This is a genomic window from Sphingomonas astaxanthinifaciens DSM 22298 (assembly GCF_000711715.1).
Lineage (GTDB): Bacteria > Pseudomonadota > Alphaproteobacteria > Sphingomonadales > Sphingomonadaceae > Sphingomicrobium > Sphingomicrobium astaxanthinifaciens_A.
Genome location: NZ_JONN01000001.1, coordinates 417,331 through 441,975, shown reverse-complemented (window position 1 = coordinate 441,975; position 24,645 = coordinate 417,331). Strand labels below are relative to the sequence as shown.

Sequence of the window (24,645 nt, the reverse complement as noted above, 5' to 3'; positions counted from 1 at the left end):
ATTTATGAGCGACCAGACCGACAAGCCGAAGCTGGGTACCCGGCCGCCGCTGGGCATCAAGCGCACGGTCGAGACCGGCAAGGTCAAGCAGAGCTTCAGCCATGGCCGCTCGAACACGGTCGTGGTCGAGGTCAAGAAGCGCCGCATCCTTGGCCGTCCGGGCGAGGCCCCCGCGGCTGCGCCCGAACCCGAGGCGCAGGCCCCGGCGCCCGCCCCGGCTCCGGCGCGTGCCCCCGCGCCCGCCCCGGCCCCGGCGGCGCCGAAGCGCTCGAGCGCCGACGACATCGCCGCGCGCAAGGAGATGCAGGCCCGCCTGCTGCGCGAGGCCGAGGAAGCGCGCATGGCCGCGCTCGAGGACGCCCGCCGCCGCGAGGAGCAGGCCAAGCTCAACGCGACCGAGGACGAGAAGAAGCGCGCCGAGGACAATCGCAAGGCCGAGGAAGAGGCCGCGCGGCAGGCCGAGGAAGACGCCAAGCGCCGGATCGCCGACGAGGCGCGCGCGGCCGAGGAAGCCGATGCCGCCGCCGCCAAGGCCGAAGCCGAGGCGCAGGCCCCCGCGCCGGCTCCCGAGGCCCCTGCCCCGCGCACCGTCGCCGGTCGTCCGGGCCAGATGTTCCAGCCGGTCCGCCGGCCCCCGCCGCCCCAACCTCGTCCGGCACCCGCCGCCGCCGCGCCGACCGCCTCCGCTCCCTCGGGCGGTGCGCCGTCGAGCCCGCGCCGGCCCGAGCCCGCGCGTCCGGCCCGTCCGGGCCAGCGTGGCGACGACCGCCGTCACTCGGGCAAGCTGACCGTCAGCCGCGCGCTGTCGGGCGACGACGATCGCGCCCGCAGCCTCGCCGCGCTGCGTCGTGCCCGCGAGAAGGAAAAGCGCGCCTACGCCCAGTCGGGTCCGCGCGAGAAGCAGGTCCGTGACGTCGTGGTGCCCGAGAGCATCACCGTCGGCGAGCTCGCCAACCGCATGGCCGAAAAGGCCGCGGACCTGGTGAAGGCGCTGTTCAAGATGGGCACGCCCGTCACCGTCAACCAGTCGATCGACCAGGACACGGCCGAGCTGCTGGTCACCGAGTTCGGGCACAACATCAAGCGTGTCAGCGACAGCGATGTCGACATCGACACCGCGACCGACGTCGATGCCCCCGAGACGCTCCAGCCGCGTCCGCCGGTGGTGACCATCATGGGCCACGTCGACCACGGCAAGACCTCGCTCCTCGACGCCATCCGCGGCGCCAAGGTCGCGTCGGGCGAAGCCGGCGGCATCACCCAGCACATCGGCGCCTATCAGGTGAAGGTCGCGGACGGCAGCGAGCTGACCTTCCTCGACACCCCGGGCCACGAAGCCTTCTCGGAGATGCGCGCCCGCGGTGCCAACGTCACCGACATCGTTGTGCTGGTGGTTGCGGCCGACGACGGCCTGCGTCCGCAGACGGTCGAGGCGATCAACCACACCAAGGCCGCCGGCGTGCCGATGATCGTGGCGATCAACAAGATCGACAAGCCCGAAGCCAAGCCGCAGCGCGTCCGCGAGGAACTGCTGCAGCACGAGATCGTGGTCGAGCAGCTGGGCGGCGACGTCCAGGACGTGGAGGTCTCGGCGCTCAAGGGCACCAACCTCGACGGGCTCCTCGACGCGATCGCGCTCCAGGCGGAAATCCTCGAGCTCAAGGCCAATCCGGACCGCGCCGCCGAAGGCACGGTGATCGAGGCCAAGCTCGACAAGGGCCGCGGTCCGCTCGCGACCGTGCTCGTCCAGCGCGGCACGCTCAAGGTCGGCGACGTGTTCGTGGTCGGCGCCGCGAGCGGCAAGGTCCGCGCGATGATCGACGACCATGGCCGCCAGGTGAAGCAGGCCGGCCCGTCGATGCCGGTCGAGGTCCTCGGCCTCGGCTCGGTGCCGAGCGCGGGCGACCAGCTCACCGTGGTCGAGAACGAGGCGCGGGCCCGCGAAGTCGCGGCCTATCGCCAGGGCGTGCTCGACCGCAAGCGGACCACCGCCGCGCCGATGAGCCTCGAGAACATGTTCGCCAACAAGGCCTCGACCACCATCGAGTTCCCGCTGGTGATCAAGGCCGACGTGCAGGGTTCGGCCGAGGCGATCGTCAATGCGCTGAACCGCATCTCGACCGACGAGATCAAGGTCCGCATCCTGTCCTCGGGCGTGGGTGCGATCACCGAGAGCGACGTCACCCTGGCGAGCGCCACGGGCGCGCCGATCATCGGCTTCAACGTCCGTCCGAACGCCAAGGCGCGCGAGGTCGCGGCGCGGAACAAGACCGAGCTGCGCTACTACGACGTCATCTATCATCTCACCGACTGGGCCAAGGAAGCCATGGCCGGCAACCTCGGTCCCGAGATCATCGAGACCGTCGTCGGCCGCGCCCGCGTCCAGGAAGTCTTCCCGGCCGGCAAGCGCGACAAGGCCGCCGGCCTGCTCGTGCTCGAGGGCGTCATCCGCAAGGGGCTCCATGCGCGCCTCACCCGCGAGGACGTCATCGTCTCCAAGACGACGATCAGCTCGCTGCGGCGCTTCAAGGACGACGTGGCGCAGGTCATCGCCGGCCTCGAGTGCGGCGTGCTGCTGGCCGACACGAACGACATCAAGGCTGGCGACAACCTTGAAGTGTTCGAGGTCGAAGAGCGGGCGCGCACGCTCTGAGTGACGAGGACGAGGATAACGTCGAGCGGCACGCCAAGGGCTGCTTGCTCGACGGATGCCTGGAAGGGGTTGGTTGCCTCGCCTGGGCCTCCTTGTCCTGCTTCGCCCTGGTCTGGATCTGGTGATGGCACGAAAAGCTGAGACAACCGAAGGCCGCTCGGTCCGCCTGCTGCGGGTCGGCGAGCAGGTGCGCCACGTGCTGAGCGAGGTGCTCGCGCGCGGCGACGTCCATGACGAGACGCTCCAGAGCCATCTCGTCAGCGTGACCGAGGTCCGCATGAGCCCCGACCTGCGCCATGCGACGGTGTTCGTGAAGCCGTTGCTCGGCCAGGACGAGGATGTGGTGCTGAAGGCGCTGCGCACCAACACCGCCTTCCTCCAGAGCGAGGTCGCGCGGCGGGTGAACACCAAATATGCGGCGAAGCTCAAATTCCTGGCGGACGAGAGCTTCGACGAGGGCGGCAAGATCGATTCGATCCTGCGCAGCCCCCATGTCCGGCAGGACCTCGACGAGGAGTGAGCGGGCTCGGCGCGCCGATGCAGGGCGACGGCTGCAGCGCCCTCCCCTTTCGCGAGGAATATCGCGAGGCACTCCGCGCCGCCTGTGCCGAGGAAACCGAGGTCTGGTCGATCTATTCGGTGAGCTTCGACCCCGAGCATTTCGACCAAAGCCTCGATAGCTGGCTGGCGCGGCCCGACATGATCACCTTCGTCCTGTTCGAAGGCGAGGAGCTGGCGGGGATGTCGGCCTTCCTCGCGATCGAGCCCGAGCGCGGCGTGCTCGAGATCGGTGGGACCTATTATCGCCCGCGCTTCCGCGGCACCGGCTTCAACCGCCGGGTCAAGGACATGATGCTTCGGCGGGCGTTCGACGAGGGCTATCGCCGGATCGAGTTCCGGGTCGACCGCCGCAACGGCCGCAGCCAGGCCGCGATGGCCAAGCTCGGCGCGACCTGCGAGGCGATCATTCCTGCCGAGCGGGTCACCTGGACCGGCCACGTCCGCGACACGGTGCTGTTCACCATCCTCCACGGCGAGTGGCCGAGCGACACCGCACTCCGCCGCCGCGGCGGGCTCGACCTCAGCAACGAGCCGGGCAAGTCGCACTGACCCAAAGGCGGTAGGACGCGATTGGCCGTGCCGCGTTTCCTCTTCCGACAGGAGAGGAATTTCGCATGACCGAGAAGAAGGGCCACGGCAGCGCCACCGCACAAAAGGCCAATGCCAAGGCCGCCCATGAGGGCAAGAAGAACCCCCGCAAGTCCTCCGCGGCGCAGGCCGAGCTCGGCAAGAAGGGTGGCAAGGCTGCCGCGAAGAAATAGATCGACCGCCGTCCCGGCAAAGGCCGGGACCTCTGGCAACACGGCGCTGGCCTCCTGGGGTCCCGGCCTTCGCCGGAACGACGATACCCGCTAAGACACACTCCATGGCCAAGCTCTATTTCTATTATGCGGCGATGAATGCGGGGAAGTCGACGACCCTGCTCCAGGCCGATTTCAACTATCGCGAGCGCGGCATGGAGACGATGCTGTGGACCGCCGCGCTCGACGACCGGGCGGGCGCGGGGCGGATCGCGTCTCGGCTCGACATCGGTGCCGACGCTCATGCCTTCGACGCGGCAACCGACCTCTTCGCCGAAGCCGGGGCCGAGCAGACGCGCCGGCCGCTTCACTGCGTACTGGTCGACGAGGCTCAGTTCCTGACCGAGGCGCAAGTGCTGCAATTGTGCCGTCTGGCGGACGAACTGGACCTGCCGGTGCTCTGCTATGGCCTCAGGACCGACTTCCAGGGCCGGCTCTTCCCCGGCAGCGCGGCGCTGCTCGCGCTCGCCGACGCGCTGGTCGAGCTGAAAGCCGTGTGCGAATGCGGGCGCAAGGCGACGATGAACCTGCGGGTCGATGCCGAGGGCCGCGCGGTGGCGGAAGGACGCCAGACCGAGATCGGCGGCAACGACCGCTACGTCGCCATGTGCCGCCGCCATTTCTTCGCCCGGCTGCGCGCCGCCGAAGAGGCTCAGTCGTCGTCGTCGTCCTCGTCGTCGACGAGGTCGGCCCCGTAGTTCCACCACAGGAGCGCGGCGCCGCCCGAGGCGGCGATCCGCGCCGCGGCGGCCGCGAGCACCAGCGTCGAGGGCTCGCGCGCGACGACGAGGAAGAACAGCATCGTGCCGCCGCTGATCAACGTCAGCAGCGCCATGCCGCCGCGGTGGCGCGGAATGAGGTTGCTGATCCGGGCATCGAGCCGCGCGCCGCGCCCGGTCCGGGCGATCACCGTGCCCAGCGGCCCGAGCAGCCCGCCCAGCACCGATTTCGCCATGCGGTAGGTCAGCCGCTTGCGCGCGGCGGCCTCGGTCCGGCCGGCGAGCTCGGCGAATTCCAATGGGGTCGACAGCGGTTCGACCGCCTCGGCGCGGGGCTTGGCGAACAGCAGGGTCGCAAGAAGGCCGACCCACTCGCGCGCGGCGATCACGAGCGCCCCCTGCCACCATTCGCCGCCGAGCTTCCAGACGAGCGCGGCGCCGACCACGGAGGCGGCCGACGAGCCGAGCCGCCATGGCACCTCACGGTCGCGGCGGACGACCAGCACCCCGCCGGGATTGCGCGCGGGGACGCCCAGGGCGACGATCGCGATCATCGCCGCCGGGACCGCCATCTCGCGCTGCCACAGGATGGTCGAAAGGAGCGCGACCACGGCGAGGGTCGCGAGGAGCACGAGCAGGTCGTAGCGCAGCGCCCGGCTGCGCGATCGCGCGAAGGCCGGCGTCCCGATCCGCTTCGCCAGGGTCGCGGTCATCTCGAGCCCGCACAGGTTGCGGATCGCCTGGACGAAGGTGTTGGCGGCGAACAGCCGGACCGCGTCGGCATGGCCGAAGGCGAGACCGAGCAGCGCCCAGGTCGACAGCCAGGCCGCGAGCGGCAGATATTCGCGCACCGTCAGGCGGCGCACGAGGGGATGGGTGATCGCCCGCTTCAGCACTTCTCTTGTTTCCGGCTCCGCCCGCGCTAGGCCCGTCATATGGCTACCCCACCGCCCCGCGTCCACCGTTCCGGCTGGATCGTCCTCGACAAGCCCGTCGGCCTCGGCTCGACCCAGGCGGTCAGCGCGGTCAAGCGCGCGTTGCGGACCGCAGGGGAGGCGAAGACCAAGGTCGGCCACGGCGGCACGCTCGATCCGCTGGCGAGCGGGGTGCTTCCGATCGCGCTCGGCGAGGCGACCAAGCTCGCCGGACGGATGCTCGACGCCACCAAGACCTATGTCTTCACGGTCGCGTTCGGGACCGAGACCGATACGCTCGACCTCGAGGGCACGGTGGTCGCGACCAGCGACCATGTCCCGACCGCGAGCGAGGTCGAGGCGGTGCTGCCGCGATTCACCGGGCCGATCGCCCAGGTCCCGCCGGCCTATTCGGCGCTCAAGGTCGACGGCCGCCGCGCCTATGATCTTGCCCGAAGCGGCGAGGAAGTGGCGCTGGCCTCGCGCGACGTCACCATCCACGAGCTTCGCCTGATTTCGGCGAGCGGGGCCGAGGCGACGCTGCTGGCAAATGTCTCCAAGGGCACCTACATTCGCTCTCTCGCCCGCGACATCGCGCAGGCGCTCGGCACCGTCGGGCACGTGACGATGCTACGGCGGATCAAAGCCGGGCCGTTCGGGCTCGAACAGGCGATATCGCTGGACTTTCTGGACGATTGCGCTAAGGGCGGCTCGCTCGACGGGGCACTTCTGCCATTGCAAGCAGGGCTGGACGACATCCCGGCCTTTCCCGTCACCCCCGAGGAAGCTCGCCTGCTCCGGTTCGGACAGCGGCTTTCGCGGGTTCCGCCCACGAGCGGGCTCCACCTTGCCGTCGAGGGTCAGACCCCCGTCGCCTTGGTCGAGGGGGCCGACATCGTGCGCGGGTTCAACCTTTAGGAATAGGAGTAACACGATGTCGATCACTGCCGAGCGCAAGGCCGAGCTGATCAAGGAATATCGCCGCGACGAGAACGACACCGGTTCGCCCGAGGTCCAGGTCGCGATCCTCACCAGCCGGATCCAGACCCTCACCGATCACTTCAAGAGCCACGCCAAGGACAATCACAGCCGGCGCGGCCTGCTGACGATGGTCAACAAGCGTCGCAGCCTGCTCGCCTACCTCAAGAAGGAAGACGCGCAGCGCTACACCGACCTGATTGGGCGCCTGGGCCTCCGCAAGTAACGAGTTTTCGAAGGGCGCCCCAGCGGCGCCCTTCGCTTATGGGCCTCCCGCATCCGGCGGGGCGTCCGGGGGCAGGATGACACGCCCCGCCCGCTGGCAGACCGGCCTGTCTGCCAAGCTGCACCCGACCGCATCCGGCGGCGGGACAAAGGAATATTCATGTTCAACATCAATACCGTAGAAGTCGATCTCGGCGGCAAGACGCTGAAGCTCGAGACCGGGCGCATCGCCCGCCAGGCCGATGGCGCCGTGCTGGCCACCATGGGCGAGACCGTGGTGCTCTGCGCCGTGACCGCCGCCAAGAGCGTGAAGCCCGGCCAGGACTTCTTCCCGCTGACCGTCCACTATCAGGAGAAGTTCTCCGCTGCCGGGCGCATCCCGGGCGGCTTCTTCAAGCGTGAGCGCGGCGCGACCGAAAAGGAGACGCTGACCAGCCGTCTCATCGATCGCCCGATCCGCCCGCTGTTCCCGGAAGGCTTCTACAACGAAGTCCTCGTGATCGCGCAGGTCCTCTCCTACGACGGCGAGAACGAGCCCGACATCGTCGCCATGTGCGCCGCTTCGGCCGCCCTCACCCTTTCGGGCGTTCCCTTCATGGGCCCGATCGGCGCCGCCCGCGTCGGCTACCAGGACGGTGAGTATATCCTCAACCCGAGCCCTGAGCAGATCAAGGAAGGCGACCTCGACCTGGTCGTCGCTGCCACCGGCGGCGCAGTGATGATGGTCGAATCCGAAGCCAAGGAGCTGTCGGAAGAGGTCATGCTCGGCGCCGTCGTGTTCGCGCACGAAGCCGCCAAGAAGGTCGTCAACGCGATCTGCGACCTCGCCGAAAAGGCCGCCAAGGACCCCTGGGAACTCAAGCAGGCCGACGACAAGGCCGCGACCAAGGCCAAGCTCAAGGACCTCATCGGCGCCGACATCGCGGCCGCCTACAAGGTTACCGGCAAGGCCGAGCGTTCGGACCTCCTCAACGCCGCCCGCGCCAAGGCCAAGGAAGCCTTCGCCGAGGCCGAGCCGCAGGAGCAGCTCGTCGCCGCCAAGCTCGTCAAGGTGATCGAGGCGGACATCGTCCGCACCGCGATCCTCGAGGAAGGCCGCCGCATCGACGGCCGCGACACCAAGACCGTCCGTCCGATCGAGGCGATGGTCGGCTTCCTGCCGCGCACCCATGGTTCGGCGCTGTTCACTCGCGGCGAGACGCAGGCGATCTGCACCACCACGCTCGGCACCAAGGACGCCGAGCAGATGATCGACGGCCTCGACGGCCTGTCGTACCAGCGCTTCATGCTGCACTATAACTTCCCGCCCTATTCGGTCGGCGAAGTGGGCCGCTTCGGTGCGCCGGGCCGCCGCGAAGTCGGTCACGGCAAGCTCGCCTGGCGCGCGCTGCACCCGATGCTGCCGAGCGCGGAGGAATTCCCGTACACGATCCGCGTTCTCTCCGACATCACCGAGAGCAACGGCTCCTCGTCGATGGCCACCGTCTGCGGCGGCTCGCTGTCGATGATGGACGCGGGCGTTCCGCTGAAGCGTCCGGTCGCCGGCATCGCCATGGGCCTCATCCTCGAGGGTGAGAAGTTCGCGGTGATCAGCGACATCCTCGGCGACGAGGACCACCTCGGCGACATGGACTTCAAGGTCGCCGGAACCGACCAGGGCATCACCACGATGCAGATGGACATCAAAGTCGCCGGCATCACCAAGGAGATCATGCAGGTCGCCCTCGCCCAGGCGAAGGACGGCCGCGCGCACATCCTCGGCGAGATGGCCAAGGCGCTCGACAGCACCCGCACCGAGCTTTCGGCTCACGCGCCGCGCATCGAGACCATGCAGATCGCCAAGGACAAGATCCGCGAAGTGATCGGCACCGGCGGCAAGGTGATCCGCGAGATCGTCGCCACCACCGGCGCCAAGGTCGACATCGACGACGAGGGCCTGATCAAGATCAGCTCGTCGGACCTCAAGCAGATCGAAGCCGCCCGCCAGTGGATCCATGGCATCGTCGCCGAGCCCGAGCCCGGCACCATCTACACCGGCAAAGTCGCCAGCATCGTCGATTTCGGCGCGTTCGTGACCTTCATGCCGGGCAAGGATGGCCTGGTCCACGTCTCGGAGATCAAGAACGAGCGCGTCGAGAACGTCCGCGACGTCCTGACCGAGGGCCAGGAGGTCAAGGTCAAGCTGCTCGAGGTCGACAACCGCGGCAAGGTCCGCCTGTCGATGCGCGTCGTCGACCAGGAGACTGGCGCCGAGCTCGAGGACACCCGTCCCCCGCGCGAGCCGCGCGAAGGCGGCGACCGTGGTCCGCGCGGCGATCGTGGTGATCGCGGTGGCCGTGACGGCGACCGCCGCCGCGAGGGCCGTGGCCCCCGCCGCGAGGGTGGCGACCGTGACCGTGGCCCGCGCGGTGAAGGCCGTGGCGACCGTGGCGATCGCGGCCCGCGCCGTGACCGCGAAGGCGGCGGCAACCGCGACGACGGCCCCGCGCCCGAGTTCGCGCCCGCCTTCCTGACCGGCGGCAGCGACGACTGATCAAACGCCTGACTTCGGTTAAGCTTTTGAACAGAAAGGGCCTCGTAGGGATTTTCCCTGCGAGGCCTTTTTCGTTTCGGTCCGCTTTCTTTTCCGGTCCGGAACGTTAGGAGCAGCAGGGTGCGGGATTTTCCAGCAACAGATGTGACGGGTCGCTGGACCGAGAATTTCCCGCTCGCCCGGATCGGCGTGCCCGGGGACGTGCTCGTCGCCGTCGCCTCCTGCGCGCTGGCGACGGGCCTGCGCTTCCTGCTCGACGACCAGCTTCCGCCGGGCTTTCCCTTCCTCACCTATTTCCCGGTCGTCATCCTTGCGGCCTTCGTGTTCGGCCTGCGCGCCGGGATCCTGACCGCGCTCGGCTGCGGGCTGGCTGCCTGGTACTGGTTCGTGCCCCCTTCCGGGAGCTTCCAGCTCGAGCACAATGCCAGGATCGCGATGGGCTTCTACGGTTTCATCACCGCGACCGAGATCGCGCTGGTCCACTGGATGCAGCGCGCCAACCGGCTGCTGGTGGCCGAGCGCGAGGCCAATGCGCGGCTGGCGCAGACCCGCGAACTCCTGTTCCGCGAGCTCCAGCACCGGGTCTCGAACAACCTGCAGATGGTCGCCGCGCTGCTGACCGTGCAGCGCCGCCAGCTGTCGGACGAAAGCGCCCGCAGCGCGCTCGACGAGGCCGCGCGCCGGCTCCAGACGGTCGGCCGGATCAGCCGCCAGCTCTACGACCCCTCGGGCTCGGGCCAGAAGCTTGAGACCTTCCTGCGCGACCTTGCCCGCGACGTGATCGATTCGAGCGGCGGCGTCAGCATCGCCCACGAGGTGAGCGGCCACACCGATGCCAGCATCGCTCCCGAAGCCGCCATCCCGCTCGCTTTGGTGGTCGCCGAGAGCATCGCCAATGCGATCGAACATGGCTTCGACGAAGGCCAGGACGATCGCCGGCTGTGGATCCGGCTCCAGCCGCTGGCGGCCGAGCGGCTGGCGGTCGAGATCGAGGACAATGGCCGCGGCCTTCCCGCGGGCTTCAGCCTTGGCGCGTCGGACAGCCTGGGCCTGAAGATCGCGACCATGCTGGCGGGCCAGCTCGGCGGGTCGTTCACGCTTGGCCCGGGAAGCGCGCGCGGGGCGCTGGCCCGGCTCGAGCTGCCGCTCCAGCCCGCCTGAGCTAGCGGCGAAGGATCGCGCCGACCGCGGCGATCCGCTCCACTCCCGCCTCGGCATAGGCCGGCTGGTCGAGCTCCTCGCCGAAGATGTCGGGATCGATCTCCTCGTAGCGGAGCTGGGCGTCATGCTCCCCCGCAAGCTCGGCCAGGGCATCGAGCAGCCGGTCCTCGCCGGCGACGATCGGGCTTCCGGTATAGAGCAGCATCGCGCCGCCGTCGCTCAGCCGGCCGAGCGCCTGACGAGCCCAGTCGAGCGACAGGCCGGTCCCGAGCATCCCACCGCCGTCCCGATAGTCGCGGCCCGCGGGGTCAGCCATGAACGGTGGGTTGGCGATCAAGAGGTCGATCTCGCCCTCGACTTGGTCGAGCCCGCCGCGCTTCGTTTCGACCTCGACCCCGGCGGCGAGCGCATTGGCCTCGGCAAGGGCGAGCGCCGCGGGATTGATGTCGAGCAGGGTCACGGCCTCGGGCTCGAGCAGCCCGGCGGCGATGATCCCACCCGGCCCGGTCCCGGCGCCGAGGTCGACGAGGGTGCGCGGCGGGGCGAGTTCGGCCGCGGCGCTTTCCACGAAGCGGGCGAAGCGATAGCTGTCGGGGCCGAAGAAGACGCTATCCGCGGCGTCGGTCGGAAAACCGGAATGAAGGAACAGGCGCCCGCCGAGCGAGGCGACCCGGACCAAGCTGCGAAGCCGGTCGCCCCGTCGCTCGAGCGCGCCGCCTTCCTCGAGCAGTCCGACGAGATCGCCCGGCAGAAGATCGCGCGCAAAGTCGAGGTTCCAGCCGAACACGTCGCGCAGGTCCTGCGCCGCCTCCCCCTTGCGCCGCGCAAGCAGGCGGGCGTGGGTCGCGGGAGTGACGGTGGTGAAGGCATAGCCCTCGTTGTCGAGCTCCTGGAGGAGCGCGGCGAGCGGTTCGGGGAGGAAAGTCATGCGGCTGCGGGTAGCGGCAAGCGCCGGTCGCGCCAAGCTCAGGCGATGCCGAGCAGGTCCCGGTAGCGTGCGAAGCAGCGTTCGCCGCACTTCAGCCGCATCAGCGCGCCCTCGGCCATGGCGCGGGCGCGCGCCGGGCCTTCGACGGGATCGGCGACGAGCGGGCGGATCGCCTCGCGGTTCCACTCCTCGCTATGCTTGACGTCGAGCACGGCATGGAGATCGAAGTAGCGGCGCATCCTCGCCTCGAAGCCGAGCCGGCGCATGGACCTGGACACCGCGGCCGACCGCGCCGGTGCGGTCAGTTCGATCACCCCCAGCGCGCCGAGGCTGTGCCAGGCATAATTGCGGTTGGTGGCCATGCCGGTCATCGCATTGGCGAGCGCGAGGCTCTCCCAGCAGGTGGTCGCGATCCCGGGTTCAAGCCCAAGCGCTTCGACCACATAGTGCAGCATCGGGCCGTGCATGCCCTTCACGTTGCCGCGGCCCATCTCGTCCCAGTAATTGCGGGCAAGTTCGAGCTTGGGGCCGTCGGGCAACCTGACCTGGGTCAAGGCGACGAGGTCGTCGAACCCCGCCTCGCCCGCGGCTTCCTGTGTCAGGTAGAGCTTGAGATCGTCGAGCGTGGCGTCGCGCTCGAGCCAGTCGAACAGCCGGTCGTGCTGGCCGGGGCCGGTCGCCTCGAGCCCCTCGAACCAGGCGACGAAGCCGTCGGGATCGGTCGGGGCAAACGCGGCCTCGGCGATGACCTCGGCGCGCAGGTCCTCGAGGAACCCGAGCTCGAGCCGCTGCATCCGCGCGTCACGGTCGATCCGGGCCGCGCCGTCCTCGCCGGGAAGCCCCGGGGCGAGCCGTTCGCGGTTCCAGTGGCTGAGCGCGCGCTGGAAGACATCATTGAAGAACTGCGACCCCGCGAGGGTCGACTGAAAGCGCGTGGCCATGGACGTTCTCGCAGCAAGAGGCTTTTGGCGAGAACAAGCGTCTTGACCGCCTTGTTCCGGTCGGCAGGCGATCCGGTCAGGGCGACTGATGGACCGCGGAAGATTGCTGGGAATACTGCGCATTCATGCGGACGGGTCTTTGTTCATGGGCACACTGACCAACATCGAGGTGCACGAGGTCATCTATACTCACAGCCAGCTAGGCTCGGATAAAGTCGCAAAAGGATCGTTCGGATCGACTTCAGCTTGGTCAGCCACGGGCGGATGCTCTCTTAGCGGCGTAACTGCAGTGGGTGTGTCCGCTAGTGATCGTCTGTCTCAAACAGGCGTGTTCGTAAACGGCGAGACCTACCGGCTTGTCATGAAGATCAAGGCGATCAGCGCGAACAAGATCCGCGTTACGTCAAAGGCGAGCAATACCCTGCTTGTGAGTGTCGGCTTCGTGGATGACGTCAGCGTTCAGAAGGTTCTTTAAACGGCTGCTCCTCATGACCGAGCAGGTTACTTCCATCGGCCCGTGCACTTGCCTGCAAGATTGGCCCGCTAAGCCAAATAGCAGCAGCGCCAACGAGAACTCCGCCGATCAGATCAACAAAGTAATGCCCGCCAGCAGGCATGGCAGCAAAAATCATTGTCATGTTAAGCGCGAGAATAGGCCAGCGAATTAGCGGCAGGCGCCAAGCACCCCACATGTAAACAAGGGCCGAAGAAGCGTGGAAGCTCGGCATGGAGACGTAGGCGGTAACCATTTCATTGGTCACCACCCGCTCTCCGTTGCGGATCGCCTGAATGGCCGGGCCATATGCCATTGGATAAGGCCCGTAGGCCTCCGCTGGCTGCATACCGTTCAGTAGGTATGGGCCAATTGCTGGCGTGAGCGGATATACAATTATCGCGACCGCCAATGCGAGATACAGAGCGATCAGCATTCTCCAAGCGGTCGAATTCCGATCTACAGCGACCATCAGGGGCAGAAGGAAAAGCGCCTGAGGAAGGAAGCTCCTGTACGCGACCATGAGAGGCTGATCGGCCCAAGGCGGGATGGCTTTCACAAGGGCTGGCCAGTCTAACCCGATCATAGCGTCTGCCCGCGCCAGAAGGCTGTCCGCCAATGGAGCCGGACTAGTGCTGCCAGCAATTGTGGCAGCCAAGGCGCCAATCCCGAAAAGACCGTAGAGGGCTGTCGTCTCGAGGCAGTCAGCGATCTTACAATGCCCCACCCGGCGGCTAGCCCATGCCGAGAGGATCATAAAAGGCGCAATCAGAGGAATTTCTAGGGACAGATTAGGCCCAAGTCGAAAGCCCGTCGCATAGAGGCTGCCGAACCCGGCGAGCAGAAACAGAAAAACAATCAAGTAAATTGGCACGGTCACGGGATTGAAGGGAGACCTGATCTCAGCGTCAGGAATGCCGTGCTTCAATCGATGCAGTAATCGCCCCAGCATAGTAGAGAACTTATCAACAAGATGGCTATCGTCTAGTCCTGCTGATATTCTTTCGCGTGTTGCGTACTGCGGGACGGCGAAAGCAACAGAAGAAGCTGATCTGCGGCCAACGCGGCTTGCTGGCGGGAGACCGCCATGTGCTGATCTCGACCACCTTCGTGGCAGACGGCACCGACTCTTACATCGAGGCCGACACGGCTTCATTCACCGGGCAGATCGATAACGTAAGCGTCCAGAAAATCCTCTGAGATTCAGTCCTTCCCGAGGCACTTCATGGCAGCGTTCCAAAACGCTTCCGCTTAGCTGCGGGCGGCGACATCCTCTTCGCGCGCTTCGATCATAAGTCCACGAGCGCGCTTTTTCGCTTCGCGCCTCCCCATGCCACCACGAGCCTGCTCTTCGGCCCACTCTTCACGACTCATCCCGTGCTCGATTCGAAAAGCATCTTCGCCGTGTTCGGTGCTCCACTGCTTGGCCAACTGTCGAGATGTGATCCTGCCTTGATTGGCAGCTGCAAAAATTTGCCCAGAGACGGCCGCGCAACTCGGGCGACTGCTCGTCAGTGCTTAATTGCCTGGGGGCGGAAATTGCTCCCTTGCGCTCGCTTAAGGTGAGTGGGCGCCTTTAGATAAGCAACCTCATTTCCGTACATACTTCGTACGACCGGTGGGAGGACCAGCTAACTCATTGAGAAGCTGGTGGAGCTGAGGGGAATCGAACCCCTGACCTCTGCAGTGCGATTGCAGCAGCAAACTATCGAAAGCGCCGATTTCTGCGACTTAGAAGACGATCCTACACGCTCTTTGCGACCAGATCGAGCCATTTGCGATACCGGCGCGATACCAACGTTCGCGAGGTCGCGCATTGCCGTTGCATTAGCCGCCATCCTTGGCGCGCCATGCTGCCTCGGCGGCCGCTGCCCGGAAGCCCCGAAGTATGAAGGCGTTCAAAAGATCGATGTCTCGCACGGCGAAAACGTCGAACAGCGTGGGCGGGGATGGCTGCTGTGCCAGCCAGGCGTCCAGCTTGGCGAAGATCTCGTCATCAGGCTTGTTGCGTTCGGTGAGCAGGTAATGGCTGTTGAGCGTCTCGATGATCTTCCCGTCGATTATCGCCTCGGTAGGGCTGACGACGAGCGACGTGGTGATGTATGCGCCCTCCCTGAAGCGCCGCTTGCGATCACCGAACACTTTACCGGCGAGAAAACGTCGGCCATCCGACAGCTCGCAGATGATCCAGTTGCTGAGCGTCGCATCGTGAGAACCTGATTCCATTACTTTTCCTTCGGGCATCATTGCCGAAGGGCCACTTCCTCAAGTGGGTCTCACCCCGTGAGAGCGGCGGCACCGATCCGATGCCGCCACTCTTTGTCAGAAGTCTAAATCGTCCAGGCCACGAGACGGGTAGGTCTGACGAGGCGGTTCCGGAACGGACGCAAACGCTGCGACGCTCGGATATTCGCTGGCGTGCTCGACTGCCCACGAGGCGAACGCACGCCAAGCTGTCTGAGCGGCTCCCGGCTCATGGACCTTGTTCCAGAAGAGGCTAGCGAGCCAAGATCCGATGACGTCGCTCTCGCAATAGGCTTCGAGAGCGGCCCAGTCGTTTCGAACTACGAGGTCGGCGACCGTATTCGCCGACTCCTGCTTCACGGGAATGCCGAAGGGCGCGCAGACCTGCGCGAGGCCGGCCGGCGACGCTGTCCTCTTCAGCTGATCGAAGAGGTCGAGGTGCTTTCCCACCCTCGAACGATTGTGCGTCTCGATGAGCCTCGGGATGTGAAGTTCATACAGAGCCGCTCGAGCCCTGATCACGGGAAGGTCGAACTGATATCCGTTGAAGCTCACGACGACGTCCGCGTCGTCGACAACCGTCTCGAGCGAAAGAATGATACCCCGCTCGCTCATCGAGCCGCGCGAAAAGGTCTCGAGGGCGTAGAAACTCTCGCCCTTTGGGCTTTCTATCACGACAAGCGCGCTGGCGCATACGATCTGATGGAGCGGGAACGGGGCGAAATCGCCGGTCGGGACGTAGCTGCAGCGGTTGGCAGCCTCTTCGTCGAGAGTGGTTTCGACGTCGATGGTGACGGTCTTCACTTGGTATTCCTTGAGTGCAAGTGTGTGCGAGTCTTCGCCACAGGGCGGAGGCTGATGGTCGCGATGAATTGAGGGTCAGGCGTTCCGGTCGGGCCAGGCGGCCCACTCGGCGGCGAGGGTGACCTTGGGAGAGCCCTTAAGAAGCGGGGTGAACCCAAGGAAATTGCTGTCGTGGAGTTCCCTGGCGAAAATCAGCATGTGGATGTGCGGCTTGCCTTCCGAATAGCCGCTCAGCCCGGGCTGATGCTGGACCAGTACGACGGGCAGCCGGCGCTCAACGCAGAGTTTGGCCCATGCAAACGAACGAGCAGCTTCGAACTGCGCGTGGAAGGTGCCCCCCGGTCTGAACCTGACCGTGAAAAGGATCATCAGATCCCGCATCTCCGGTAAGCGCTGGCTCTCGTAGCGCCGCAGGATCGAGCTCACGTCTCGAAGCATGTCAGTGGCGTGCGGCGGAATCATCAGCTCTTGGCGCTGGCAGGTCGAGTTGCCCTCGTGCAGCGTGATCCGGCGCCCCACTACCTCGTCGCTGCGGTTGATTGTGCCATTGAACTCGCCGGGAATCACGCCACCAGCGACGTCCACTGAGACCCTGGACCGATCGGCCTTGTAGTCTGCCACGTCTAGGCCGCCTTGCCGATGGGATTGCGGGCAAGGAGTCGATGGTCGACAACCCGCGTTACGTTGTAAAATCGATAGAAAAACAAAGGCGTATCCTTTTAGGATTTATCGCTCCTCAACCCAAACCATTTCATTTGCTCGGGTGGAGCAATCGCTCGCCCTTCCTCATTGTATCTCTTTTTTTCCCCTTGTCGCCGGACGTTTGCACTTGGCCGAGAGCAGCCTTTCGAATCTCCGGGGGTCAATCTGCGAAGGACGACGTTCGATCAGCTCAGCCCAAAGGAGGCGCGGAGACTCTTATCGAACTGCGCCGCAGGCACCCACCGGCGAAGTTTGCTCAGGATACGCGCGCGGCGGTCTGCGGGGCGGCGAAGGTGGTGCTTTCCGTCGATTACGGACAGAATCTCGGCTGCAACGCCCGACGGCGGCGGGGCCTCGGCGATCTGGCGCCGGACAGCCGCGACGGACTTCGATCGGGCTGCGGCGTACTCGTCGATGCCTGTCGAGGCGACGGATGCGTTGGTGTCAAGGCTGGTTCTGGTGAAGCTCGGTTCGACCAGGATCACGCGCACCCCGAACGACCGGACTTCGTGATCGAGAGATTCCGAGAGACCTTCAAGCGCGTGCTTGCTGCTCGCATACAGTCCCATGAAAGGCGCAGGGAGGAAGCCGAGGACCGAACTCACGTTCACGATCAGGCCCTGGCCCTGGCGGCGCATCAGAGGCAGAACTGCCCGGCTGAGCCGAAGAGGGCCGAAAAAGTTAGTTTGGAACAGCGACGACGCTTCCTTGTCGCTGGTCTCCTCGACGGCACCGACGAGGGAGGTCCCGGCGTTATTCACGAGGACGTCGAGGCGACCCGCCTCGCGCTCGACGTGTGCGACCGCGCTGACGACATCGTCGGGATTGGTAACGTCGAGCTTCACGAGCTCGACCAGAGGATGCACGATGGCTTCCGAAGGCTTCCGGACGCCGGCGAAAACCCGATGACCGGCCTCGGCGAGCGCGATCGCCGTTGCTTTGCCGATGCCTGAAGAAGCCCCGGTCACCAGGATAACTTTCGATGCCTTCGAGCGAGATTGGTCCATGACGTGCGTGCCCCTCGTTTTGCGTGAGAATGAAAATGTCGTGATTGCCGTCAGGCAGTGGTGCGCTCACTCTTCCGATCGAAGACGATCAGGGTCGATGAAGCAGTCGCGCACAGGCGTCCTTGCTCGTCGCGCAATTCGGCCTCGGAGAATGCGGCCCTTCGCCCGATCGAGACGAGCTTGCCGATCGCTCGGACGACTCCGCTGCGTTCCGTGAGCGGTCGCAGGAAGGACACCTTCAGATCGGCGGTGGTGTAGGCCTGGAACGGCCTCAGCCCGGTGTGGGCGGCGATCCCGCAGGCGCTGTCGAGAATGGCCGCGATATAACCGCCATGGACAGTCCCCATCGGATTGTAGTCGCTTTCGTCGGGTCGCCCCTCGAACACCGAGTGGCCGTGAGCGGCCTCGATCAATGACACTCGCGTTTTCCGACCGAATGGAGGTTGGAGCCCGGCCTGAAGAAGTTGTTCGACCTGCTCCAGCCCGCTGAGCGCAGCATCAACGATTGGCGACATCGAGGCCTCCATCGGGCTTAGGTGCCTGCCATCCACCGCCCAACGCCCGGAATGAGGCGATCGCACCTCGGGTCGCCGCGGCGCGAGCCTGAATCAATCCGTCGCGCGCGTCGAGAAGTCGACGGTCTGCGTCGAGTACCTCGATCAGGCTGACGACGCCGCCCTTGTAAGCGGCTTCGGAGGTCTGGCGCGCACGCGCGAGGGAGGCTTCGCCATCCCGCAAGGCCGCCGCCCTGACTTCCTGCTGGATGAGCGTGGAAAAAGCGTCTTCGACGTCCTGCGAAGCACGCAGCACCGTCTGGCGATAAGCGGCCAACGCTTCGGCGTTGCGCCCCTTGGCAGCCCTGATCTCGGCATCCACGCGGCCGAAATCGAAGAGCCTCCAACGAAGTCCTAGGAAGCCTCCCGCCTGCAGGGAATTGGACCCGAGAAGTCCCCCCAACGACACCGTCGCGCTCCCCAGCAGGCCGCTCAGCGAGAACTTGGGATAATATTCCGCCATCGCGGCCCCGATCCTCGCGTTCGAGGCCGCCAACGTTCGCTCAGCGGCGATGACGTCGGGGCGGCGGCGAAGAAGGGCGGTGGGTCCTCCGGCGCTCGAGATAGCCGGGGGCGTCGGGATCGGGGCAGCAAGGGCCAACTCCCCGCGCGCCGCGCCCGGCTCGCGTCCAAGCAGGACGTCGAGCGCGTTCATCGATCGATCGAGATCATTCTGAAGCGCCGGCACGGACGCCTTGAGTTGGGCCAAGGCCCCTTCGCTCTGGCGGAGCTGGAGCTCGGCAGCGATCCCACGGCGATACTGAAGCGCGATTAGGTCCGTTAGCTTGCTCTGGGTGGCGACCTGCTCCCTGGCGAGGGCCAGACGAGCCTGCAGCGCTCGGATCGCGACATAGGTGTCGGCGGTCTGCGCGGCGATGGCGAGCCGGACAGCCGTCGCGCTGGCCGCCGAGGCCTGCCAGTCAGCTCGAACGGCGTCACGCGCGGCGTCCTTGCCGCCGAAGACATCGATCTCCCAGCTTCCCCCGACACCAATGTCGTAGGTGCTGACGGCACGATTTGATCCGAAGGCGCTGGCGATCTGTCCGGTGGGAGTCTCCAGCGATTGATACGCCCGTCCTGCATTCGCGCTGACCGACCCCGAAGGGAGAAGGGAAGCATTTGCGCCGCTGAGCGCGGCGCGTGCCTGCGCGACCCGCGCGCCAGCCTGCTGAAGATCGAGATTCTGCGCGAGGGCGCGCTCAACCAATGCGCTGAGTATCGGATCGTTGAACGATTGCCACCACGTCGCGAGTTCGGCCGAGGTCGGGCCAGTACTCCGGGCATCCATCGCCGCTGTGGAAGGAAAACTGGTTGCGACCGATGACGCGGGCGCAACGTAGCGCGGACCGACTGCGCAGCCGCTGAGCGATGCGGACAAGATGCCGGCAATAAGGCGTGCACGACGTGAGGACATAAGCTGATCCTTCCCAATAGTGACCGATATCCAATATGGTCACTGTTTGTCAAGGATCGCTTGGCCGTGTATGGACAAGTCATGCCGAGCACCGCTTCCGCCGACACCGCCCTTCGGGGTCCTACCGAACATGCCGTGCGCGATCAGATCGTGCGGGCCGCCTATGCCTGCTTTGCGCGTTACGGCTATGACAAGACGACAGTCGCCGACCTCGCTCGCGAGATCGGGTTCTCTAAGGCCTATGTTTATCGCTTCTTCGAATCGAAGCAGGCCATCGGCGAGACGATCTGTACCTCCCGCCTCGACCGGATCGTCGAATCGACGTCGAGCGCTATCGCCGACGTGACCTCTGCCACCGAGAAGTTTCGGCGGTTTTTCCGCAATATCTCGGCTTTGAGCGTCGAGCTCTTCTTCGATGATCGGAAGATCTACGACATCGCCGCTCACTCGGCCGCCGAGGAGTGGAATTCCTATCGGAAGTATCGCTCGACGCTGCAGGAAATGATCCAGGCGATCGTCCGGGAAGGGCGTGAGCAAGGCGAATTCGAACGCAAGACTCCGATCGACGAAACCTGCCGAGCCATCTTCTACGCCATGATGCCCTTCATCGATCCGCTGCACCTCGAACGCAATCTCGACCTGCTTCCCGATGCGCAAAATGAGGTGACCAATCTGATCCTTCGAAGTTTGGCACCATGATTGACGTGTGACCAGTTGACACACTAGTCACATTGATGGCACTCATTCCTCCGAACCTCGGAGGAATCGTTGGTGACCGCTCGCTCCTGTTTCCTGACCACGGCCACGGCACTCGCGGCACTGGCATTAACGTCGTGCAGTTCGTCGGAGGCCGATCCGCGTACCCTCCCACCTTTGGTGAGGGTCACGGTGCCCCTATCGGGCGAGGCGGGTTTGCAGTCCTTTACCGGCGTCGTTGCTGCCCGGGTTCAGAGCGATCTGGGATTTCGGGTCGGGGGCAAGGTCGTCGGCCGTTTCGTCAACGCTGGCCAATCGGTCCGCCGGGGGCAGCCCCTGATGCGGATCGACGGCACCGATCTGTCTCTCGCCACCAGCGCGTCGATCAGCGCCGTCCAGGCTGCCCAAGCCCGCGCGACGCAGACAGCCGCCGACGAGGCGCGCCTTCGAGGCCTAGTCGGCGCCGGCGCCGTTTCGGCTTCCGCTTACGATCAGGCCAAGGCGGCCGCGAACGCCGCGCGTGCACAGTTGCAGGCGGCGCAGGCCGAAGCCCGGGTCGCCCGGAATGCCGCAGCATATAGCGTCCTCGTCGCCGATGCCGACGGGACGATCACGGAGACACTCGCTGAGCCCGGACAAGTGGTTGGGGCCGGGCAGGTAGTCTTGCGGATCGCTCGCTCGGGCCCGCGCGAGGCACTGGTGCAATTGCCAGAGACCATCCGGCCGCCAATCGGCTCCTCGGCCAGCGCTCGAACCTATGCGGGCGCGAGCGGCCCCGCGACGCTGCGGCAGCTGTCCGATGCGGCCGATCCGGCCACCCGGACCTTCGAGGCCCGCTATGTCCTGAGCGGCGCGGCGGGCGGTGCCCCGCTGGGTTCGACGGTCACCATCGACCTTCCTCGCCCGGGGCAAAGCGCCGGTTTCGAGGTCCCTCTCTCCGCCATCTTCGACGCAGGCAAGGGGCCGGGCGTCTGGATCATCCGCGGCGGCAAGCAACCGACCGTTGCCTGGCGGTCGATCCAGATCCTGTCGCTCGGCGAGGAAACCGCGCGGATCAACGCCATCATCCGGCCCGGCGAGCGCATCGTCGCCATGGGCGCGCATCTATTGCACCAGGGCCAGCCGGTCCGGATCGCCGCACGATGATCGGCGATGGCGGCGCGGCCCCCAGCCGCTTCAACCTCTCCGCGCTCGCCGTCCGCGAGAAGTCGGTCACCCTCTTCTTCCTGATGGCTATCATTATGGCCGGGACGATCGCCTTCCTGAAACTCGGCCGCGCCGAGGATCCGAGCTTCACCATCAAGGTGATGACGGTTGCGGCCGCCTGGCCAGGCGCCACCGCCGCGGAGATGCAGGAGCAAGTCGCCGAGCCGATCGAGAAGCGGCTTCAGGAACTTCGCTGGTACGACCGGGTCGATACCTTCACCCGCCCGGGTCAGGTCTTCATGACGGTCTGGCTGAAGGACAAGATTCCGCCCTCCGAGGTGCCGGAGCAATTCTACCAGGCCCGCAAGAAGCTCGCCGACGAACAGCGCAAGCTGCCGCGAGGCGTCGCGGGACCCTTCATCGACGACGAATATGGCGATGTCACCTTCGCGCTCTACGCTCTGAAGGCCAAGGGCGAGCCGCAGCGCAAGCTCGCCCGCGATGCCGAGGAACTGCGCCAGCGATTGCTCCACGTCCCGGGCGTGAACAAGATCAAGATTCTCGGCGAACAGCCCGAGCGCATCTTCGTGGAGTTTGACGAGAAACGCCTGGCGACGCTCGGCGTCGATCCCCGCACCATCCTCGACGCGCTCGGCCAGCAGAACCTCCTGACCCCGGCCGGATCGATCGAAACCAAGGCGCAAAGCGTAGTCGTCCGGCTCGACGGCGCATTCGACGATCTCGAGAAGATCCGCGCGCTTCCCATCGTCGCCAACGGAACGACGCTGCGACTGTCGGAGATCGCCACGGTTCGGCGCGGCTACGAGGATCCGGCGACCTTCCAGATCCGCAGCGAGGGCGAGCCCGCGATCCTCCTGAGCGTCGTCATGCGCCAGGGCTGGAATGGTCTGGAGCTCGGCAAGGCCCTCAATGACGAAGTCACCAAGATCCAGGCCGAGCTGCCGCTCGGCATGACCTTCACACCGGTGACCGACCAGGCCGTCAACATCAGGGCGGCGGTCAACCAGTTCATGAAGACCTTCCTGGAGGCCTTGGCCATTGTGATGATCGTCAGCCTTCTCAGCCTCGGCTGGCGGGTCGGGATCGTGGTCGCGGCTGCCGTTCCCCTGACGCTGGCCATTGTGCTTGTCATCATGTGGGCGACCGGACGGGTGCTCGACCGCATCACGCTCGGCGCCTTGATCCTCGCGCTCGGCCTGCTGGTCGACGATGCCATCATCGCCATCGAGATGATGGTGGTGAAGATGGAGGAGGGTTACGACCGCATCCGTGCGTCGGCCTATGCCTGGAGCCATACCGCCGCGCCGATGCTGGCGGGAACCCTCGTCACCGTCATTGGCCTCATGCCCGTCGGCTTCGCCCAATCCTCTGCCGGGGAATATGCGGGCAACATCTTCTGGGTCGTCGGCTTCGCGCTGATCGCGTCGTGGTTCGTCGCCGTGATCTTCACGCCGTACATGGGCGTCAAGCTGCTCCCGGCCATCAAGCCCGTCGAAGGGGGGCACGCCGCCATCTATCAGACGCCGCGCTACCAGCGGGTGCGTCGCTTCATCTCCTGGGCCGTTGCGCGCAAGAAACTGGTCGCGCTCGCAACGCTGGGCGCGTTCATACTCGCCGGGATCGGCATGGGCCCAGTGAAGAAACAATTCTTCCCGACGTCCGACCGACCCGAACTCCTGGTCGAGGTCTATCTTCCCAAGGGCACCGCGCTCGCCACCACGAGCAAGTCGACCGAAGAAGTCGAGCGCTGGCTGCGCAGGCAGCCCGAGGCCAAGATTGTCACCAGCTATATCGGCCAGGGCGCTCCGCGCTTCTTCATGTCGCTCAATTCGGAGCTGCCCGATCCGTCGTTCGCGAAGATCGTCGTTCGGACCGACAATGAGGAGGAGCGGGACGCGCTGAAGCTACGGCTTCGCAAGGCCGTAGCAGACGGGCTGGCCCCCTCGGCCCGCGTGCGGGCTACGCAGCTGGTGTTCGGTCCTCCTTCTCCATTCCCCGTGGCGTTCCGGGTCAATGGCCCCGACCTCGCCGAGGTCCGCGCGATTGCCGAGCGGGTTAAGATCGTCATGCAGGACGACCCGATGATGCGCACGGTCAATCTCGACTGGAGCGAGCGGGCTCCGGCGATGCGCATCGTCCTCGACCAAGACCGCCTGCGTTCCTTTGGTCTGACGTCCGCCGATGTCGCCGAACAGCTGCAGTTCCTGCTGACCGGCGTCACCGTCTCGCAGGCCCGGGAAGATATCCGGACGGTCGACGTGGTCGCGCGCTCGTCAGGGGCAGACCGCCTCGATCCGCAGCGCATCGCCGATTACGTCCTCACCGGGTCAGGCGGCCAGCGCGTGACGGTCAGTCAGATCGGGAAGGTAGTCGTGCAAATGGAGAATCCGCTTCTCCAGCGGCGCGACCGCGTGCCAACCATCACCGTGCGCGGCGACATCGCCGATGGCCTGCAGCCGCCCGATGTCTCCACGGCAATGATGGAGAAACTGCAGCCGATCATCGACACTCTGCCGGCGGGCTACCGGATCGACATGGCGGGTTCCATCGAGGAGGCCGGCAAGGCGAACGAGGCGCTGGCACCGATCTTCCCGATCATGGTCGTGCTGATGATGGTCGTTATCATCCTCCAGGTTCGCAGCCTGTCGGCCATGGCGATCGTGCTTTTGACCGCTCCGCTGGGTCTGATCGGGGTCGTGCCGACCTTGCTCGTCACCGGGCAGCCCTTTGGGTTCAATGCCATTCTCGGCCTGATTGCCCTCGCCGGCATCCTAATGCGCAACACGCTCATCCTGATCGGTCAGATCCACGATAACGAGAAGGAGGGCATGTCGGCCTACGACGCAGTCGTCGAAGCGACCGTCCAGCGATCCCGCCCGGTCATCCTGACTGCGCTCGCCGCCGTCCTCGCCTTCGTTCCGTTGATCGAATCCGTTTTCTGGGGATCGATGGCGGTCACCCTGATCGGCGGCACGCTCGGCGGGACCGTACTTACGCTACTCTTCCTGCCCGCACTCTACGCACTCTGGTTCAAGATCACGCCTCCGGACACGTCGCCTTCGGCTGAGTCCGAGCCCGCCCACGCGCGCGCACTTCCGGCCTGATTGTCATGACCCGAGGACGGCCGGTCGCCCCGACGCTTCGAACCCGC

Annotated in this window: 25 protein-coding genes; 14 read left to right on the top strand and 11 right to left on the bottom strand. The window is 65.9% G+C overall.

The window, feature by feature from the left end; genetic code table 11:
• The first annotated feature begins 4 nt into the window (after positions 1-4).
• From infB to BS69_RS0102190, 5 genes are all read left to right on the top strand, one after another.
• Entirely contained in the window at positions 5-2,653 is a 2,649-nt protein-coding gene (gene infB / locus BS69_RS0102210; protein ID WP_029940356.1) for a translation initiation factor IF-2, read from the top strand.
• A 124-nt stretch (positions 2,654-2,777) separates the two neighbouring features.
• Positions 2,778-3,173: a 30S ribosome-binding factor RbfA gene (gene rbfA, locus BS69_RS0102205; protein ID WP_029940355.1), complete on the top strand. Its 396-nt coding sequence runs from the start codon at positions 2,778-2,780 to the stop codon at positions 3,171-3,173.
• Positions 3,170-3,763 (top strand): GNAT family N-acetyltransferase, encoded by a 594-nt coding sequence (locus BS69_RS0102200; protein WP_245605089.1) that lies wholly within the window; start codon positions 3,170-3,172, stop codon positions 3,761-3,763. Before rbfA ends, BS69_RS0102200 begins: the two co-directional genes overlap by 4 nt.
• A 65-nt stretch (positions 3,764-3,828) precedes the next feature.
• Positions 3,829-3,975, top strand: coding sequence for a hypothetical protein (locus BS69_RS14370; RefSeq protein WP_169738045.1), 147 nt, complete (start codon positions 3,829-3,831; stop codon positions 3,973-3,975).
• Between the two features lie 104 nt (positions 3,976-4,079).
• Positions 4,080-4,712: a thymidine kinase gene (locus BS69_RS0102190; RefSeq protein WP_051676464.1), complete on the top strand. Its 633-nt coding sequence runs from the start codon at positions 4,080-4,082 to the stop codon at positions 4,710-4,712.
• Here the strand turns inward: BS69_RS0102190 and BS69_RS0102185 are convergent.
• Positions 4,667-5,629 (bottom strand): hypothetical protein, encoded by a 963-nt coding sequence (locus BS69_RS0102185; protein ID WP_029940352.1) that lies wholly within the window; start codon positions 5,627-5,629, stop codon positions 4,667-4,669. The two genes, BS69_RS0102190 and BS69_RS0102185, sit on opposite strands and share 46 nt — an antisense overlap.
• 39 nt (positions 5,630-5,668) lie before the next feature.
• Here BS69_RS0102185 and truB point away from each other — a divergent pair, with 39 nt between their 5' ends.
• The 4 genes from truB to BS69_RS0102165 all read left to right on the top strand — a co-directional run bounded on the left by truB (position 5,669) and on the right by BS69_RS0102165 (position 10,544).
• Entirely contained in the window at positions 5,669-6,565 is an 897-nt protein-coding gene (gene truB / locus BS69_RS0102180) for a tRNA pseudouridine(55) synthase TruB (RefSeq protein ID WP_029940351.1), read from the top strand.
• Positions 6,566-6,581: 16 nt separating this feature from the next.
• A complete protein-coding gene (gene rpsO / locus BS69_RS0102175) occupies positions 6,582-6,851 on the top strand; it encodes a 30S ribosomal protein S15 (protein WP_029940350.1) in 270 nt (89 codons plus the stop codon).
• Positions 6,852-7,010: 159 nt separating this feature from the next.
• Entirely contained in the window at positions 7,011-9,383 is a 2,373-nt protein-coding gene (gene pnp / locus BS69_RS0102170; protein WP_029940349.1) for a polyribonucleotide nucleotidyltransferase, read from the top strand.
• Positions 9,384-9,527: 144 nt separating this feature from the next.
• Positions 9,528-10,544, top strand: a complete 1,017-nt coding sequence (locus BS69_RS0102165; protein ID WP_051676463.1) for a sensor histidine kinase — start codon at positions 9,528-9,530, stop codon at positions 10,542-10,544.
• 1 nt (position 10,545) lies between these two features.
• On the opposite strand, the gene BS69_RS0102160 is transcribed toward BS69_RS0102165, so the two are convergent.
• Complete coding sequence (locus BS69_RS0102160) at positions 10,546-11,472, bottom strand: methyltransferase (protein ID WP_029940347.1); 927 nt, start codon at positions 11,470-11,472, stop codon at positions 10,546-10,548.
• 38 nt (positions 11,473-11,510) lie between these two features.
• Positions 11,511-12,413: an iron-containing redox enzyme family protein gene (locus tag BS69_RS0102155; protein ID WP_029940346.1), complete on the bottom strand. Its 903-nt coding sequence runs from the start codon at positions 12,411-12,413 to the stop codon at positions 11,511-11,513.
• Between the two features lie 145 nt (positions 12,414-12,558).
• Here BS69_RS0102155 and BS69_RS14120 point away from each other — a divergent pair, with 145 nt between their 5' ends.
• Positions 12,559-12,888 (top strand): hypothetical protein, encoded by a 330-nt coding sequence (locus tag BS69_RS14120; RefSeq protein ID WP_156956828.1) that lies wholly within the window; start codon positions 12,559-12,561, stop codon positions 12,886-12,888.
• Here the strand turns inward: BS69_RS14120 and BS69_RS13880 are convergent.
• On the bottom strand, positions 12,866-13,858 hold the full coding sequence (locus tag BS69_RS13880) for a phosphatase PAP2 family protein (RefSeq protein ID WP_169738044.1): 993 nt from the start codon (positions 13,856-13,858) through the stop codon (positions 12,866-12,868). The two genes, BS69_RS14120 and BS69_RS13880, sit on opposite strands and share 23 nt — an antisense overlap.
• Before the next feature lie 56 nt (positions 13,859-13,914).
• Here BS69_RS13880 and BS69_RS14365 point away from each other — a divergent pair, with 56 nt between their 5' ends.
• Positions 13,915-14,106, top strand: coding sequence for a hypothetical protein (locus tag BS69_RS14365; protein WP_029940345.1), 192 nt, complete (start codon positions 13,915-13,917; stop codon positions 14,104-14,106).
• A gap of 51 nt (positions 14,107-14,157) precedes the next feature.
• Here the strand turns inward: BS69_RS14365 and BS69_RS14115 are convergent, their stop codons facing one another.
• The 7 genes from BS69_RS14115 to BS69_RS0102110 all read right to left on the bottom strand — a co-directional run bounded on the left by BS69_RS14115 (position 14,158) and on the right by BS69_RS0102110 (position 19,595).
• Positions 14,158-14,337 (bottom strand): hypothetical protein, encoded by a 180-nt coding sequence (locus BS69_RS14115; protein WP_156956826.1) that lies wholly within the window; start codon positions 14,335-14,337, stop codon positions 14,158-14,160.
• A 396-nt stretch (positions 14,338-14,733) separates the two neighbouring features.
• Positions 14,734-15,132 (bottom strand): hypothetical protein, encoded by a 399-nt coding sequence (locus tag BS69_RS0102135; RefSeq protein WP_029940344.1) that lies wholly within the window; start codon positions 15,130-15,132, stop codon positions 14,734-14,736.
• Positions 15,133-15,228: 96 nt separating this feature from the next.
• The gene (locus BS69_RS0102130) at positions 15,229-15,954 is read right to left on the bottom strand and encodes a ribonuclease H-like domain-containing protein (protein ID WP_029940343.1); all 726 of its coding nucleotides are present in this window, start codon (positions 15,952-15,954) and stop codon (positions 15,229-15,231) included.
• 75 nt (positions 15,955-16,029) lie between these two features.
• Complete coding sequence (locus BS69_RS0102125; protein WP_029940342.1) at positions 16,030-16,575, bottom strand: hypothetical protein; 546 nt, start codon at positions 16,573-16,575, stop codon at positions 16,030-16,032.
• Between the two features lie 266 nt (positions 16,576-16,841).
• Positions 16,842-17,663, bottom strand: coding sequence for an oxidoreductase (locus BS69_RS0102120; protein WP_029940341.1), 822 nt, complete (start codon positions 17,661-17,663; stop codon positions 16,842-16,844).
• 50 nt (positions 17,664-17,713) lie between these two features.
• Entirely contained in the window at positions 17,714-18,190 is a 477-nt protein-coding gene (locus tag BS69_RS0102115; RefSeq protein WP_245605088.1) for a PaaI family thioesterase, read from the bottom strand.
• A complete protein-coding gene (locus tag BS69_RS0102110) occupies positions 18,162-19,595 on the bottom strand; it encodes an efflux transporter outer membrane subunit (RefSeq protein ID WP_245605087.1) in 1,434 nt (477 codons plus the stop codon). Before BS69_RS0102110 ends, BS69_RS0102115 begins: the two co-directional genes overlap by 29 nt.
• A 117-nt stretch (positions 19,596-19,712) precedes the next feature.
• Here BS69_RS0102110 and BS69_RS0102105 point away from each other — a divergent pair, with 117 nt between their 5' ends.
• The 3 genes from BS69_RS0102105 to BS69_RS0102095 all read left to right on the top strand — a co-directional run bounded on the left by BS69_RS0102105 (position 19,713) and on the right by BS69_RS0102095 (position 24,598).
• Positions 19,713-20,330, top strand: coding sequence for a TetR/AcrR family transcriptional regulator (locus BS69_RS0102105; RefSeq protein WP_029940338.1), 618 nt, complete (start codon positions 19,713-19,715; stop codon positions 20,328-20,330).
• A 72-nt stretch (positions 20,331-20,402) separates the two neighbouring features.
• Positions 20,403-21,473 carry an efflux RND transporter periplasmic adaptor subunit gene (locus BS69_RS0102100; RefSeq protein ID WP_211248098.1) on the top strand — a complete coding sequence of 357 codons (1,071 nt, stop codon included), beginning with the start codon at positions 20,403-20,405 and terminating at the stop codon, positions 21,471-21,473.
• On the top strand, positions 21,470-24,598 hold the full coding sequence (locus BS69_RS0102095; RefSeq protein WP_029940336.1) for an efflux RND transporter permease subunit: 3,129 nt from the start codon (positions 21,470-21,472) through the stop codon (positions 24,596-24,598). The genes BS69_RS0102100 and BS69_RS0102095 overlap by 4 nt, the downstream gene beginning before the upstream one ends.
• Positions 24,599-24,645 lie beyond the last annotated feature (47 nt).